Raw genomic sequence first — 15013 nt, 5'->3', positions numbered from 1 at the left:
TTTCATACGGAGTCGCCCCATGAGCATCCACGCCCGCATCGCTGAACTCGGCATCACCCTGCCCGAGCCCGCCAAGCCGGTCGCCAGCTATGTCTCCTACGTCCGCTCGGGCGAGCAGATCTTCATCTCGGGCCAGCTGTCCAATGACGCCTCGGGCGGCATCAAGGGCACGGTCGGCGTGGATGTGACCCCGGAGCAGGCCGCCGAGGCCGCCCGCCTGTGCGGCGTCAACCTGCTGGCCCAGATCAACGCCGCCGTCGACGGCGACCTGGATCGCGTGGTCCGCATCGTCAAGCTGGGCGGCTTCGTTCAGGCCGGACCGGACTTCGAGGCCATCCCCGCGGTCATCAACGGCTGCTCGGACCTGATGGTCCAGGTCTTCGGCGACGCCGGCAAGCACTCGCGCTCGGCCGTCGGCGTCTACAAGCTGCCGCTCGGCTTCGCCGTCGAAGTGGACGCCGTCATCGAGGTGAAGTGACACCTGTGAACGTCAGCCTTCTCCCCTCGGGGGAGAAGGTGGGCGGCGGAGCCGCTCGGATGAGGGGGACGCTGGCTTCGCCCTTATCCGCCGCCTGCGCGGACACCGCCCCCTCATCCGGCCCTGACGGGCCACCTTCTCCCCCGAGGGGAGAAGGGTAAAAGTGTCCGGCTTCACACTTCAGGTGCACGACAGGATCGCCGCGATAGGCCGGGACGCGTGGGACGCCTGCGCGGCCCCGACCGGCGACCCCTTCGTCTCCTATGACTTCCTTGACGCCTGCGAGGCGTCCGGCAGCGCCGTCCCGTCTGAAGGCTGGGCGGCGCGCCACCTGTCCCTGCACAATGAAGACGGCGTCGTGATCGGCGTTATGCCCCTTTATCTGAAGGGCCACAGTCAGGGCGAATACGTCTTCGATCACAGCTGGGCCGACGCCTATCAGCGCGCGGGCGGGCGCTATTATCCCAAGCTGCTGGGTGCCGTGCCCTTCACCCCCGCGACAGGCCCACGCTTCCTGAACGCGCCGGGAACGGACGCCGCCACGGTGCACGAGGCCTTGCTGCAAGGCGCATTGACGCTGACCGAGCGGCTGGGCGTCTCCTCGCTACACGTCAACTTCCCAACCGAGAGCGACTGGCGCGCCATGAGCGAGGCGGGCCTGCTGCCGCGCCGGGATATCCAGTTCATCTGGCGCAACGACGGCTATCAGAGCTTCGACGACTTCCTCGGCGCCCTGTCTTCCAGTCGGCGCAAGACCATCCGGCGCGAGCGACGCGAAGCGCAGGCCGGTCTCGATATCCGCGTCCTGACGGGCGTTTCAATCACGCAGGCGCATTGGGACGCCTTCTTCGCCTTCTACATGGACACCGGAGACCGAAAGTGGGGGCGGCCCTATCTGACGCGCGACTTCTTCGCCCGCGTGGGGGCGAGCATGGCCGACCGCATCGCCCTGGTCATGGCGTTCGAAGACGAGACGCCCGTGGCGGGAGCGCTGAACTTCATCGGACGGGACGCCCTATACGGCCGCCAGTGGGGGACGCTGGTCGACCGGCCCTTCCTGCATTTCGAGCTGTGCTATTATCAGGCGATCGAATTCGCCATCGCGCGAGGGCTGTCGCGGGTCGAGGCGGGGGCGCAGGGGGATCACAAGATCGCGCGCGGCTACCTGCCCTCCCCGGTCTATTCGGCGCATTTCATCGCCGATCCGGCGCTGCGCGATCCCGTCGCCCGCTATCTGGAGCAGGAACGCCCGGCTGTGGAGGCGGAGATGCACGCCATGACTGCGGAGCTGTCTCCCTATCGCCATCGCTGACATGCGGTCGCACCTGATAAAACGCCGGAACCTCGACCTTGGCTGCGCGCTTTGAGGGAGAGTTTCACTCCCCAACAGGTAAGAAGAATGGCTAATCAACGTATCGAAGGCGCTGTCGAAGAGTTTGAAGGCAAGGCCCAGCGCGGCCTGGGTCGTCTGGCGGGCGACAGCAAGCTTCAGGTCGACGGCGCCATCAAGGAAGCCGGCGGCCGCGCCAAGAACGCCTATGGCCGCGTCATCGACGGCCTGGACGGCATGGTCGACAAGGCCCCGGCCGACCTGCGCGCGCCCGCTCGCAAGGGTCTGGACTTCGCCCGTGAAAAGCCTCTGCTGACGGTCGGCATCATCGCCGGCGCGGCAGCCGTGCTCAGCGCCCTGGGCCGCAAGCGCTAAGACGGCGACTCCCGATATGAAAAAGGCCCGGACGGCGACGTCCGGGCCTTTCTCTTTGCGCCTGATCGAAATCAGGCGGTCTCTTCTTCAGCCTCCTTCACCGCTGCGCCCTTGGCCGGGGTGATGTCGAAGGCGATCTTGCCGTCCTTCAGCTCGACCTTGACATGGCCGCCGCGGGTCAGGCGGCCGAACAGGATGTCGTCGGCCAGCGGCTTCTTGATGTGCTCCTGAATGACGCGGGCCAAGGGCCTTGCGCCATACAGTTCGTCGAAACCGTTCTTGGCCAGCCAGTCGGTCGCCTCGTCGGTCAGTTCGATCGTGATGTTGCGGTCCGCCAGCTGGGCTTCCAGCTGCAGCACGAACTTGGTCACGACCGAGCGGATCGTCTCGGCGCCCAGCGGCTTGAAGGCCACGATGGCGTCCAGACGGTTGCGGAACTCAGGCGCGAACAGGCGCTGGATGGCCTTCTCATCCTCACCCTCGACCTTGCCCCTGCCGAAGCCGATGGCCGCGCGCGCGTTATCGGCGGCGCCCGCGTTGGTGGTCATGATCAGGATGACGTTCCTGAAATCGACCTTCTTGCCCACGGCGTCGGTCAGCGTCCCGTTGTCCATCACCTGCAGCAGGATGTTGTAGACGTCGGGGTGCGCCTTCTCGATCTCGTCCAGCAACACGACAGAGTGCGGGTGCTGGTCGACGGCGTCGGTCAGCAGGCCGCCCTGATCGTGGCCGACATAGCCCGGAGGCGCGCCGATCAGGCGGCTGACCGTGTGGCGCTCCATGTATTCGCTCATGTCGAAGCGCTGCATCTCGATGCCGAGGGTGGCCGCAAGCTGCTTGGCCACTTCGGTCTTGCCGACGCCGGTCGGGCCGCTGAACAGGAAGGCGCCGATAGGCTTGTTCGGGTCGCGCAGACCCGCCCGCGCCAGCTTCATCGCCGACGAGACCTGATCGATCGCCTGCTCCTGACCAAAGACGGCGCGCTTCAGATCGGTCTCCAGCTCGCGCAGGGATTCCGTGTCCGACTTCGACACCGACTTGGGCGGGATGCGCGCCATCTTGGCGATGACGGCCTCGACCTCCTTCTGGCCGATGACCTTCTTGCGCTTCGATTCCGGCAGCAGCATCTGCGACGCCCCCGCCTCGTCGATCACGTCGATGGCCTTGTCCGGCAGCTTGCGGTCGGTGATGTAGCGCGCCGACAGATCGACCGCCGTGCGGATGGCCGAGTCGGTGAAACGCAGCTTGTGGTGCGTCTCATAGGTCGTCTTCAGGCCCTTGAGGATCTTCACCGTGTCCTCGATCGTCGGCTCATTGACGTCGATCTTCTGGAAGCGACGCACCAGGGCGCGGTCCTTCTCGAAGTGCTGGCGATATTCCTTGTAGGTGGTCGAGCCCATGCAGCGCAGGCTGCCGGACGCCAGGGCAGGCTTCAGCAGGTTCGACGCATCCATCGCCCCGCCCGAGGTCGCGCCCGCGCCGATCACCGTGTGGATCTCGTCGATGAACAGGACGGCGTTGTCGTGGCTCTCCAGTTCCTTGACGACCTGTTTCAGTCGTTCCTCGAAGTCGCCGCGATAGCGGGTGCCCGCCAGCAGCGAGCCCATGTCGAGGCTGTAGATCGTCGCGTCCTTCAGGACTTCCGGCACCTCGCCGTTGACGATCTTGCGCGCCAGACCTTCGGCGATGGCGGTCTTGCCGACGCCGGGGTCGCCGACCAGCAGCGGGTTGTTCTTGGTGCGGCGGCACAGGATCTGGATCGAGCGCTCGACCTCGGCCTGACGCCCGATCAAGGGGTCGATCTTGCCGTTGCGGGCCTTCTCGTTGAGGTCGATGCAATAGGCTTCCAGCGCCTCGCCGCCCTGTTTGACGACCGAACCGTCCTCGGCCTCTTCGGGGCTGGCGCCGCGCACCGAGCGGGCTTCATTGGCCCCGGCCTTCTTGGCGATGCCGTGGGCGATGAAGTTGACCGCGTCGTAACGCGTCATGTCCTGCTCCTGCAGGAAATAGGCGGCGTGGCTTTCGCGTTCGGAGAAGATGGCGACCAGGACGTTGGCGCCGGTCACTTCCTCGCGGCCGGACGACTGGACATGGATGACCGCGCGCTGGATCACGCGCTGGAAGCCCGCCGTCGGCTTGGCGTCGTCGCCGTCGGCCGTGGCCAGGGCGGCCAGGTCGGTGTCGACATAGGAGCCGAGCGCAGCCTTCAGCGCGCCCAGATCGACGTTGCAGGCCGTCATCACGGCCGAGGCGTCCGGATCGTCGATCAGGGCCAGCAGCAGGTGTTCAAGCGTGGCGTATTCGTGCCGACGCTCGTTGGCGTAGTGGACCGCGCGGTGCAGGGTCTCTTCGAGAGGACGGGAAAACGAAGGCATGGCAGGTTCCTCTCAGTCCTTTTCCATCGTGCATTGCAGGGGGTGCTGGTGGCGTCGCGCCGTCTCGACCACCTGGGCGACCTTGGTTTCGGCCACTTCGTAGGTGAAGACGCCGCAGACCCCGACGCCATGCTGGTGCACGTGCAGCATGATGCGGGTCGCGTCCTCGCGGCTCTTCTGGAAGAACCGCTCCAGCACGTAGATGACGAACTCCATGGGGGTGTAGTCGTCATTCAGGATCAGCACCCGATAGAGCGAGGGGCGCTGAAGTTTCGGCTTTGTCTCGGTGACGACGGCGGCGCCTGCGCCTCCGCCTTGTTCACCTGGCCGTCTGTTAGGCATTCGTGGTCCGTATGCGGGGAGTGTCGAGGGATCAGATAGGGAATGATGGCCTGATTTGTAGAGGCGTCCAGCCCCGCAGACGCTCGCGCACGCCCAGTTGATGCCTGAACGTGAAAAGGCCCCGGCGTTTCCACCGGGGCCCTTCCGAAGTTCTGGACCTGAAGGTCGCGCTTAGCGAGCGGCCTGGAACTGCTCGACGGCAGCCGAAACGCGCTCGTTGATCGGCTTGAAGCTGTCCTTGACCGAGGCGGTCATGGTCTCGGTCGCCTTGCCGAACTCGGCCAGATAGGCCTCGGCGGCCGACTTGGCCCAGTTGGTCTGCAGTTCGAACAGTTCCTGCATCGAGCGGGCCTGCGAGAAGGACTGGGCGGCGGCGACGCCGTCTTCCCAGGACTTCTTGCTGTAGGCCATAGCCTGTTGCGACAGGGCCTCGGCGCCCTTCTGGGCGGCGGCGGCGGATTCCACCACGGCTTCCAGGTTCTTCTTGCCGTGCGCGTTGATCTCGCTCAGCGAGGCGACAGACTTGTCGACGCCTTCGCGGAACGCCTTGGCGCCGGCGGCCTGGATGGATTCTGCCTGGGCCTTGGCCTTGGCGGTGGTTTGTTCGACGGTCTTCTTCACGGTCTCAGCGGCGTCAGCCATGGGGAGTCTCCTGAAGCGAAAGGTTTCATGCGACAGGCGGAGCCCATCGCGACAACGGCGATATGGTGCACCTGCGAAAAGACTTCAAGTGAAATTTGTGCAACGCACAATATAATCGCTGATCACCTGACGCGGAGCCGCTCGATCACAAGTCTGTTGACGCGCCGTTAACCCTCTCGAAACCGGGCGAGCCGATGTTAGCGTTTGTAACGTGCGTGATCGCAGCCGTCTTCGCGCCACAGTGACGAGGCTAGTAGCTTGCCCATGAACGCCATCTTCCGCCGTCGTTTCCTGGCCGCCCTGGTCATGGGGGGAATTGTCCTGACGCCAACGGTCGGCGTCGCCCCGCCGGAAGCCCAATCGACCGATAGCCGATACGCCGCCATTGTGGTGGACGCCGCCTCCGGCGAGGTGCTGTTTTCGCGCTTCGCCGACGCCCGGCGCTTTCCGGCCTCCATCACCAAGGTCATGACCCTGTATCTGACGTTTGAGGCGCTGGAATCGGGCAAGGCCAAACTGGACGACAATCTGACCGTCTCGCCGCGCGCAGCCTCTCAGCCGCCGTCGAAGCTGGGTCTGGCGGCAGGCCAGACGATCAGCCTGGACGACGCCATGCGCGCCACCGCCGTCCGCAGCGCCAACGACATGGCCGTGGTTATCGCCGAACATATCGGCGGCTCCGAAGGTCGCTTCACCCAGATGATGACGGAAAAGGCGCGCGAGCTGGGCATGGAGCACACCCGCTTCACCACCGCCAACGGCCTGCCCGACACGCGCCAGGCGACCACGGCGCGCGACCTGTCGATCCTCAGCCGCGCGGTGATGCGCGACTATCCGCAATACTATCGCTACCTCGGCCTGCACGACTGGTTCTACAAGGGCCGCGACTACCGCAACACCAACGGCCTGCTGGCCACCGGGCGCGGCTATGACGGCATCAAGACCGGCTTCACCAACGCCTCGGGCTATAATCTGGCGGCGTCTTCGGTGCGCGACGGCAAGCGGATCATCACCATCGTCATGGGCGGGCGTTCGACCGCCAGCCGCAACGCCCACGTCGCCGAGCTGATGGACACCGGGTTCGAGGTCCAGCGTCGCCGGGGTCAAGGCGAGAACATCCAGCTGGCTCAGGCCTTCTTTGAACAGCGCGGCTATGGCGTCAGCAGTGATCCTGCGCCCGTCGCCTACGCCTCCCTGTCCGACGAGGATGGAGAAGGCGTCGGCTCCTCGACCGAAGTGGCCTATGTCTCAGGCCCGCCGCCGCGCAGCCTGCCGACCGAGGTGACCCCGCCGCCGTCGGCCCGCCGCGCCGAGAACCGCCCGCCCGAAAGCCTGACCGCCGCGCTGAACGGCGGATCAGCCGCGGCGCCTACGCCCCCTGCCCGCACGACCCGAAACCCGCCCGCGCGCGGCGCCGCCCCGGCCCCGGCCCCGGCCGGTCGCTGGACCGTCCAGGTCGGCGCCTTCCGCGAAGAGGCCGTGGCCCGCGACTGGCTGAACAACGTCAGCCGCCGCTTCTCCAGCCAGTTCTCGAACGCGCAGCGTGACGTGCAGACGGCCAACGGCTGGTATCGCTCGCGCTTCACCGGCATGACCCAGCAGGCGGCCGAGGCCGCGTGCGAGGCCCTGTCGGAACGCCGCGTCACCTGTATGGTGGTCCGCCCCAGCTAAGCGAGGCGGCGCTTCTCAGCGCCCCTGCCCGTTGCGCCACCCCGGCTCCGCCAGACGCCGGGCGTAGGCGCGCACGCCGACGGGCCAGTTCTCTGTTCGAGCGTCGAACGCCGTCCAGTCGCCGGCGAACAGCATCCGCACGGCCTCTTCATAGTCCGGCAGGTCGCCCGCCACGGCGGTCATGAAGCGATAGGCCGCCTCGCGGCTGCGACGCATCCGGTCAGGCCCCTCGGCCTCGCGCAAGGCGGCTTCGACCAGCTTGCGTAGGGCCACCGACGCCCCGCCGGGCTGAGACGCCAACCAGTCCCAATGACGCGGCAACAGCGTCACCTCACGCGCCGTGACGCCCAGCTTCGGCCGCCCCGGCCCCCGCTTCTCAGGCCCCCGCTTCTCAGGCTCAGGCTGCGTCTGCTCCTGCGGCAGGCGCGCCAACACGGCCTGCAGGTCTCCGCGCAGATCCAGATCAATCGGCCGGGCGTCCTCGTCTCTGAAAACGAGAACTGTCCGTCCAGCGTCATGTGCGGCCTTGGCCGCTGCGGCGATCTGCGCCAGGGGCCCTGCCGCAATCATCGTGTGGCCATCAAAGGCCGTGCATAGAGTCATGATCCGTCCTCACTCGTTGAGGCCGGATTTACCCGGACAATATTATGCCGTCAATATTGCCCGGATAAATTATCAGGCCCGATCAGCCATGCCTCCAAACAGAGCTCCGGCGATCCAGCTGACGACGCCGGTGACGATGGCCGCCCCAATCCCCGCCCACAGGCCGTTGACGACGAAGCCGCCCAGGAACATGGCCGTCAGCCCGATCATGGCCGCGTTCACCACCAGCAGAAACAGGCCGAAGGTGACGATGGTCAGCGGCAGGGTCAGGATCACCATCAGCGGCCGCACGAAGGCGTTGACGACACCCAGAATGACCGCCGCCGCGACCAGCGATCCGTTGGAAGTGAACTCCACCCCCGGCACCAGTTTGGCCGAAGCCCACAGGCCGATCGCCGTGACCACGGCCTGAACGATGAAACCCAGCATGACGCCTCCGTTGGTTGAACCTTGACCATATAAGCGCATATCGCGGCGATCCGCTCCGTGCGTCCATCAGGATCGCCTGCTAGGCTGGCCGCCCTATCCCGAAGGAGACCTCCATGAGCCTTCACGGCGCCTACGACCCGGACAACATCTTCGCCAAGATCCTGCGCGGCGACATGCCCAGCGTGAAGGTGTGGGAGGACGACGACGTCCTGGCCTTCATGGACGTGTTTCCCCAGTCGGAGGGTCACGTCCTGGTCGTGTCCAAGACCTCGACCGCCCGCAACATCCTGGAGATCGAGCCCGAGGCCCTGGCCAGGCTGACCGCCGCCGTCCAGCGCACCGCCCGCGCGGTCGAGAAGGCGCTGAAGCCCGAGGGCCTCAGCCTGATGCAGTTCAACGGCGATGCAGGCGGGCAGACGGTCTTCCACCTGCATTTCCACATCGTGCCGCGCTGGGCCGACCGCCCGATGAAGGGCCACGGCCACGCCCCGATGGCCGACGCCGAACAGCTGAAAACTCTGGCCGAGAAGATCGCCGCGGCGCTCGACTGAGCGTCTCTTACAGCGGCCCTTTGAAGATGAAGAAGGCCCCGCCGGCGATCAGGGCGAAGCCGATCAGGTGGTTCACCGTCAGCTTCTCGCCTAGATAGAGCACCGAGAAGATCGCGAAGACCAGCAGGGTGATCACCTCCTGCATGGTCTTCAGCTCGGCCGCCGAGTAGACCTGATGGCCGATGCGGTTGGCGGGCACGGCCAGCCAGTATTCGAAGAAGGCGATGCCCCAGCTGATCAGGACCACGATCCACAGCGGCTTGGCCCCGAATTTCAGATGGCCGTACCAGGCGAAGGTCATGAAGACGTTCGACAGGGCCAGCATGACGATGGGCGCGAGATAGGGCAGCGACGGCATTCAATCAGTGTGCTTGCGTCAAAGAGATTCCGCCAGCATAAGGCGGGCCACGCCGGTTTAGCTCAGCTGGTAGAGCAGCGGTTTTGTAAACCGAAGGTCGCGGGTTCGATTCCTGCAACCGGCACCACTCTCGCGGCCGCCTCCTCATGTCCGAGACGACCAACAAACTGGGTCACAGGATCCGAACGCGCGGCGCGCGCACCCGCCGCGCCCTGCTGGACGCCCTGCGCGCCCTGCTGAACACCAAGCATCTGGGCGAGATCCGTTCCGCCGACGTGGCGATGGCCGCGGGCGTATCGGCGCCGACCTTCTACACCTACTTCGCCTCGGTCGAGGAAGGCCTGCAACTGCTGTGCGAAGAGGCGGGCGAGGACTTTCAGCGGTTGGCGGCCCACATTCACGCCGACTGGTCGGGCGACCGGGCCTTCGAGGCCGCGCGGGCCTATGTGCTTGAAGTGCTGAACCTCTGGAACGACCACGGGCCTGTGCTTCGCGTCGAGCATATGCTGGCCGACATGGGCGAGCCCGCCTTCGCCGAAAGCCGCATCCGGCGTCTGCGTCGCCTTCACCTGGCGCTGGAGCGTCGCATCGCCCAGGCGCACGCCAACGGCCTGCACCCCGAAGGCCTCAATCCTCGTCTGGCCTCCTATGAGACGGCGAACCTGGTGGAGTCCGTCGCCGCCGGTTTCGACCTGATGCGCCGCGCCGACACGCCCGAAGCCATCATCGAAACCACCGCCCATGTCGTGGTGAAGCTGACGACCGGCCGCTGACGACCGCCGCGAGCCTTGGACAAGCTGTCCATTGCGACGGCGCCTTCATGGGGTAAAGCATGACCGTTGGCCAAGGAGTGCGTCATGTCCCGTCTTTCGTCCTTCCCTTCGATCCGCAGCATGGCGGCTGCGGCGCTGGCCGCCGTCCTGATGCTGGCGGCCTGCGGCCAGAACGACGCCGCGCCCGCCGCCGACAGCGCGCCGCAAGCGCCCAAGACGCCGACGCCCACCGAAGCCGAAAAGATCGCCCTGCTGGCCGCCCTGCCCGCACCGTATAACGAGGGAGACCTCGATAACGGCCGTCGCGCCTTCGCACGCTGCCGCTCGTGCCACACCATCACGCCGGGCGGGCCGAACATGACGGGGCCGAACCTCTATGGCGTCTTCGGCAGCAAGGCCGGGGCGAAGGAAAAGTACAGCTATTCCCACGCCCTGCGCACGGCGGACTTCACCTGGGACGCCGAGACGCTGGATCACTGGCTGCAGAACCCGCGCACCTTCCTGCCCGGCAACAAGATGAGCTTCGCGGGCCTGCCCGACGCCACGGACCGCCGCGACGTCATCGCCTTCCTGAAGGTCGAGACGGGATTCAAGCCGCAGGGCGAATGAGCCGGCACAGGCAGATAAGCAAAAAGGGCGGCGGGCCATATGGTCCGCCGCCCTTATCATTTTCGAAGACCAGAGCGTCCTATTCCGCCGGGCTCATGTCCGGCTCGAGGCCCTCGCGCTTCTCCTGAGCCTCCCATTCCTCGATCTTGCGGGCGGTGTATTCCGGCGACTTGGTGAAGCGCGCCAGCACGCCATAGATCACAGGCACCACGAACAGGGTCAGCACCGTGGCGAACATGGCGCCGGTGAAGATCACCACGCCGATGGTCTGACGGCTGCCCGCCCCCGCCCCTTGCCACAGCACCAGCGGCAAGGCGCCGAAGGCGGTGGCGATCGAGGTCATGATGATCGGGCGCAGACGCAAGCTGGAGGACTCGATGATGGCCTCGCGGATGGTCCGCCCCTGATCGCGCAGCTGGTTGGCGAACTCGACGATCAGAATGCCGTTCTTGGCTGCGACGCCGATCAGGATGATCAGGCCGATCTGGCTGTAGATGTTCAGGCTGGAGCCCGCCATCAACAGGCCGAACAGCCCGCCCGCCGCCGCCAGAGGCACGGTCAGCATGATGACCGCCGGGGTGATCCAGCTCTCGAACTGGGCCGCCAGCACCAGGAAGACCAGCAGCAGGGCCAGGGCGAAGGCCCAGCCCACAGCGCTGCCCGCCTCCTGCTGGTCGCGGGCGGCGCCGCCCCAGCGGATGTTGGTCACGCCCTGCGGCTGCTTGGCGGCCTCGTTCATGAGGAACTGAACAGCGTCATCGATGGTCGTGCCGGGGTTCAGGTCGGCCTGCAGGGTGATGGCGCGCTGGCGATCAAGACGGCGACGATCAGGCGTGTCGCCCGAGGTCTTGGTCGTGACCACCGCCGACAGCGGCACCAGCTGCGCCGTGCCGGTCGAGACATACAGCGCCTCGAGGTCCGAAACCTCGCGGCGGCTGTCGCGGTCGGTCTGCAGGATGACGTCATATTCCTGGCCGCCCTTGATGTAGGTCGTGGCGCGGCGCGAACCAAACATGGTCTCCAGCGTGCGGCCGATCTGCTGTGACGACACGCCTAGCGCCGCCGCCTTCTGCGGATCGACGTCGACCAGCAGGCGCGGCGCGTTCGGTTCATAGTTCAAACGCGGACGCGAGAAGCCTGGGTTCTCCTGCGCCGCCGCCAGGATGGGCTGCAGCCAGTTGTAGATGGCGCTGTATTCAGCTCCAGTGACGATCATCTCGATCGAGTTGGAGTTGCCGCCGCCGCGTTGGAAGGCGCCCGGCGTCGAGGCGTTGACCTGAGCGCCGGTCTGATTGCGCAGCTTGGCGTTCAACTCCTGGGCGATCTGATCCGCCGAACGATCGCGCTCGGACCAATCGGCCAGATTCAGGACCGCGCTGCCCGAACTGAAGCCCGAACCGCCGAAGCCCGGCGACGAGATCATGAAGTTGGCCGCCTCGCCATTCTGGCGATACTCGGCCAGGATCGGTTCCAGCCCCAGCATGATCTCGCGCGTGTAATCAAAGCCCGTGCCTTCCGGCCCGGCGATGCGCAGGGTCACGCGGCCCCGGTCCTCGTTCGGCACCAATTCATTAGGCAGATGCAGGAAGATGCCGGTCGCCCCCGCCGCCACCAAGACAATCAGGGCGGCCACGCCCCCGACCGCGACACGGCGGCCAAGCAGGGCGTCCAAAGACGCGGCGTAGGACCGCTTCAGCGCGTCCATGCCTGCATCCACGCGCCGAGCGACCCAGCCGCCGGTATGCGCCGGCTTCAGAATCTTCGACGCCAGCATCGGCGACAGGCTCAGCGCCAGGAAGGCCGAGAAGGCCACGGCCGCAGCAATAGCAGCCGCCAGTTCGACGAACAAACGCCCGACATAGCCCGGCAGGAACAGCAGCGGCGCGAACACCGACAACAGCACGACGGTCGTAGCTACGACGGCGAAGAAGACCTGACGCGCTCCGCGCTCGGCCGCGACCAGCGGCGGCTCGCCGTGATCCAGACGGCGCTGAATATTCTCGACCACGACGATGGCGTCGTCGACCACCAGGCCGATCGCCAGCACCAGGGCCAGCAGGGTCAGCAAGTTCAACGAGAAACCAAGCGGCGCCAGGACGATGAAGGTCGCAAGGAGGCAGATCGGAGCCACCACCGACGGAATGATCGCCGCCCGCAGACTGCCCAGGAAGATGAAGTTGACCAGGGCCACCAGAGCCATCGAGATGCCGATGGTCACCCACACTTCGTCAATGGCGTGGGAGGTGAAGACCGAGTTGTCCGAGCCGACTTCCAGCGTCGTGCCGGGCGGCAGGCTGTGGCGCATCTCCTCCATCAGGGCGCGGGCCCCCTTGGAGATTTCCAGGTCGTTGGACTGGGCCTGGCGGGTGACGGCCAGACCGATCTGGTCCAGCCCATTGCCGCGGAACAGGCGCCGCGCCTCAGCCGGGGCTTCCTCGATCCGGGCGATGTCGCCCAGACGGGTGACATAGGCGGCGTTGCCGATCAGGGCGCCGGTGACGCCATTGGTCATGGCCGCCGACGCTGCGCCCAAGGTGCCGGACGCTTGCGCCCCCGTGGCGGTCGAGGCCGAGCCGCGCGTGCCGATCGGCAGTTGAGCGAAATCCGCCGGATCGGCGTAGTTGCGCGCCACGCGGACGGTATAGTCTTTCTGCGCCGACTCCAGCGAGCCCGCAGGCAGTTCGACGTTCTGATTGTTGAGGGCGGTCTCGACGTCGGTGACGGTCAGACCGCGCGCCGCCATCGCCCCCGCGTCCAGCCAGATGCGCATGGCGTAGCGCTGCTCGCCGAAGATATTGACCTGGGCCACGCCAGGCACGGTGGCGAAGCGGTCCACCAGATAGCGACGGGCGTAGTCGGTCAGTTCCAGACGGTCCATCGTGGTGGACCGCAGGAACATGATCAGGATGGGCTGGCTGTCGGAATCGGCCTTGGCCACTTCGGGCGGATCCGCCTGATCCGGCAGACGGCCCAGCACGCGCGAGATGCGATCACGCACGTCGTTGGCGGCGTCGTCGATATTGCGATCCAGCGAAAACTCGATGTTGACGTTGGACCGGCCGTCGCGACTGGTCGAATTGATGCGTTTGACGCCCTGAATCCCGGCGATCTGCTGTTCGATCGGCTCGGTGATCCGGCTCTCGATCACCTCAGCCGAGGCGCCGGCGTAGCTGGTGCTGACCGAGACGATCGGCGGGTCCACGTCCGGCAGTTCGCGCACCGGCAGGAAGAAGAAGGCCGCCAGGCCGATGACGCACAGGACGATCGCCGCCACCGCCGCAAAGACGGGGCGCCGGACCGAAACATCGGACAGCATCATGGGCGGGCCGCCTGCGTCGCGCGAGCGCCGCCCTTGGTCGGAGCGCGCCGTTGGGCGGCTTCACCCTCGACGCTGACAGGAGCGCCGGGCTGAATGCGGTTCAGGCCCGAGGCGACGATGTGGTCGTTGTTGGCCAGCCCCGAAACAATCTCGACATAGCCGCCCTCGACGGCGCCCGTCTGGACCTCGACACGCTGGGCGGTTGCGCCCGTCTCGCCGCGCGCGATGCGATAGACGAAGGCGCCCTGCCCTTCGTACTGAACGGCGGCCTCGGGCACGGCCAGGCTCTGGCGGCGGCCTTGATGAACGGCGACGCGCATCATCATTCCGGGGCGGATGCGGTTGCCGGGATTGGGGAATTCAGCGCGGGCGATGATCGCACGGGTCTGTTCGTTGACGCGCGTGTCCAGCAGGGCGATGCGGCCGTTGAACTCTTCTCCGGGGAAGGCGTCCGTCGTCGCCGTCAGCGGCGCGCCCACCGGCAGCACGCCCAGATAGCGCTCCGGCAGCGGGAAATCGACGCGCACGCCGCTGATGTCGTCCAGAGTGGTGATGACCGAACCCGGCGAGATCAGGGTCCCCGGCGTCACCGAGGTCAGCCCCAGCACCCCGGCGAAAGGCGCGCGCAGGATGCGGTCGCCGCGACGGGACTCAGCCGCCGCCACGCCGGCCTGCGCCGTCTTCAGGGCGGTTTCCGCCGTCTCGGCCATGACGCGCGGCGCCACGCCGCGCTCGGCGAGGATGCGATAGCGGTCATACTCGCGCTGGGCGTTCTCCAACTGGGCGCGGGTGCGGATCAGGTCCGCGTCTTCCTCACGCGCCTGCAACTCGACCAGGGGCGTGCCCGCCGCCACGGCCTGGCCATCGGCGAACATGACCTGGGTCACCAACTGAGTCGTATTGGAGGTGATGTTGACCGAGCGGCGCCCCCGCGCCACGCCCAGAACGCGGATCTGATCGGCGAACTCACGGCGTTGGGCCACGACCTCGGCGACCACCTGGCCCCGTCCGGCGCCGGGCCCGCGCGGACCCTTGCCATCGCCTGCGCCGCCGTCGCTGAAGGCGATCTTGAAGACCGCTGCGACGACCATCAGCCCCAACAGACAGGCCGCGCCGATAATGAAAAAGTGGCGTTTGAACACGCGACGCAGTCTCCCC

Annotated in this window: 15 protein-coding genes and 1 tRNA gene; 8 read left to right on the top strand and 8 right to left on the bottom strand. The window is 66.6% G+C overall.

Translation table 11 applies throughout. The features are described from left to right. The first annotated feature begins 19 nt into the window (after positions 1-19). The 3 genes from H556_RS0108190 (at position 20) to H556_RS0108180 (ending at position 2183) form a co-directional block, all read left to right on the top strand. Positions 20-478 (top strand): RidA family protein, encoded by a 459-nt coding sequence (locus H556_RS0108190; RefSeq protein WP_024353979.1) that lies wholly within the window; start codon positions 20-22, stop codon positions 476-478. Positions 479-641: 163 nt separating this feature from the next. Then, positions 642-1790 carry a GNAT family N-acetyltransferase gene (locus tag H556_RS0108185; protein ID WP_024353978.1) on the top strand — a complete coding sequence of 383 codons (1149 nt, stop codon included), beginning with the start codon at positions 642-644 and terminating at the stop codon, positions 1788-1790. Positions 1791-1877: 87 nt separating this feature from the next. After that, complete coding sequence (locus H556_RS0108180) at positions 1878-2183, top strand: CsbD family protein (RefSeq protein ID WP_024353977.1); 306 nt, start codon at positions 1878-1880, stop codon at positions 2181-2183. 71 nt (positions 2184-2254) lie between these two features. On the opposite strand, the gene clpA is transcribed toward H556_RS0108180, so the two are convergent. The 3 genes from clpA to H556_RS0108165 all read right to left on the bottom strand — a co-directional run bounded on the left by clpA (position 2255) and on the right by H556_RS0108165 (position 5542). Next, the gene (gene clpA / locus H556_RS0108175; RefSeq protein ID WP_024353976.1) at positions 2255-4558 is read right to left on the bottom strand and encodes an ATP-dependent Clp protease ATP-binding subunit ClpA; all 2304 of its coding nucleotides are present in this window, start codon (positions 4556-4558) and stop codon (positions 2255-2257) included. 12 nt (positions 4559-4570) lie between these two features. Next, the gene (clpS, locus tag H556_RS0108170; RefSeq protein WP_003164443.1) at positions 4571-4900 is read right to left on the bottom strand and encodes an ATP-dependent Clp protease adapter ClpS; all 330 of its coding nucleotides are present in this window, start codon (positions 4898-4900) and stop codon (positions 4571-4573) included. A gap of 171 nt (positions 4901-5071) precedes the next feature. Next, a complete protein-coding gene (locus tag H556_RS0108165; protein WP_024353975.1) occupies positions 5072-5542 on the bottom strand; it encodes a phasin family protein in 471 nt (156 codons plus the stop codon). 264 nt (positions 5543-5806) lie between these two features. On the opposite strand from H556_RS0108165, the gene H556_RS0108160 reads away from it, so the two are divergent. After that, the gene (locus tag H556_RS0108160; protein WP_024353974.1) at positions 5807-7213 is read left to right on the top strand and encodes a serine hydrolase; all 1407 of its coding nucleotides are present in this window, start codon (positions 5807-5809) and stop codon (positions 7211-7213) included. A gap of 15 nt (positions 7214-7228) precedes the next feature. On the opposite strand, the gene H556_RS0108155 is transcribed toward H556_RS0108160, so the two are convergent. Beyond that, positions 7229-7816, bottom strand: coding sequence for a DUF2239 family protein (locus H556_RS0108155; RefSeq protein ID WP_024353973.1), 588 nt, complete (start codon positions 7814-7816; stop codon positions 7229-7231). 72 nt (positions 7817-7888) lie between these two features. Beyond that, complete coding sequence (locus H556_RS0108150; RefSeq protein WP_024353972.1) at positions 7889-8245, bottom strand: phage holin family protein; 357 nt, start codon at positions 8243-8245, stop codon at positions 7889-7891. 113 nt (positions 8246-8358) lie between these two features. Between H556_RS0108150 and H556_RS0108145 the strand changes: the two genes are divergently transcribed. Next, entirely contained in the window at positions 8359-8796 is a 438-nt protein-coding gene (locus tag H556_RS0108145; protein ID WP_024353971.1) for an HIT family protein, read from the top strand. Between the two features lie 7 nt (positions 8797-8803). Here H556_RS0108145 and H556_RS0108140 read toward each other — a convergent pair whose 3' ends face one another. Continuing rightward, positions 8804-9154 carry a DMT family protein gene (locus H556_RS0108140; RefSeq protein WP_003167351.1) on the bottom strand — a complete coding sequence of 117 codons (351 nt, stop codon included), beginning with the start codon at positions 9152-9154 and terminating at the stop codon, positions 8804-8806. A gap of 51 nt (positions 9155-9205) precedes the next feature. Here H556_RS0108140 and H556_RS0108135 point away from each other — a divergent pair. From H556_RS0108135 to H556_RS0108125, 3 genes are all read left to right on the top strand, one after another. Then, positions 9206-9281 (top strand) — tRNA-Thr (locus H556_RS0108135). A 19-nt stretch (positions 9282-9300) separates the two neighbouring features. Next, positions 9301-9927, top strand: a complete 627-nt coding sequence (locus H556_RS0108130) for a TetR/AcrR family transcriptional regulator (protein ID WP_024353970.1) — start codon at positions 9301-9303, stop codon at positions 9925-9927. A gap of 84 nt (positions 9928-10011) precedes the next feature. Continuing rightward, positions 10012-10536, top strand: coding sequence for a c-type cytochrome (locus H556_RS0108125; RefSeq protein ID WP_029673384.1), 525 nt, complete (start codon positions 10012-10014; stop codon positions 10534-10536). Positions 10537-10615: 79 nt separating this feature from the next. Here H556_RS0108125 and H556_RS0108120 read toward each other — a convergent pair whose 3' ends face one another. Further along, the gene (locus H556_RS0108120) at positions 10616-13852 is read right to left on the bottom strand and encodes an efflux RND transporter permease subunit (RefSeq protein WP_035302854.1); all 3237 of its coding nucleotides are present in this window, start codon (positions 13850-13852) and stop codon (positions 10616-10618) included. Then, positions 13852-14997: an efflux RND transporter periplasmic adaptor subunit gene (locus H556_RS0108115; protein WP_024353967.1), complete on the bottom strand. Its 1146-nt coding sequence runs from the start codon at positions 14995-14997 to the stop codon at positions 13852-13854. The genes H556_RS0108120 and H556_RS0108115 overlap by 1 nt, the downstream gene beginning before the upstream one ends. Positions 14998-15013 lie beyond the last annotated feature (16 nt).

Origin of the sequence: Brevundimonas naejangsanensis DSM 23858, from assembly GCF_000421705.1 — a bacterium.
GTDB lineage: Bacteria > Pseudomonadota > Alphaproteobacteria > Caulobacterales > Caulobacteraceae > Brevundimonas > Brevundimonas naejangsanensis.
The sequence above is the reverse complement of the archived record's forward strand: the minus strand, read 5'-3'. Positions and strand labels throughout refer to the sequence as shown.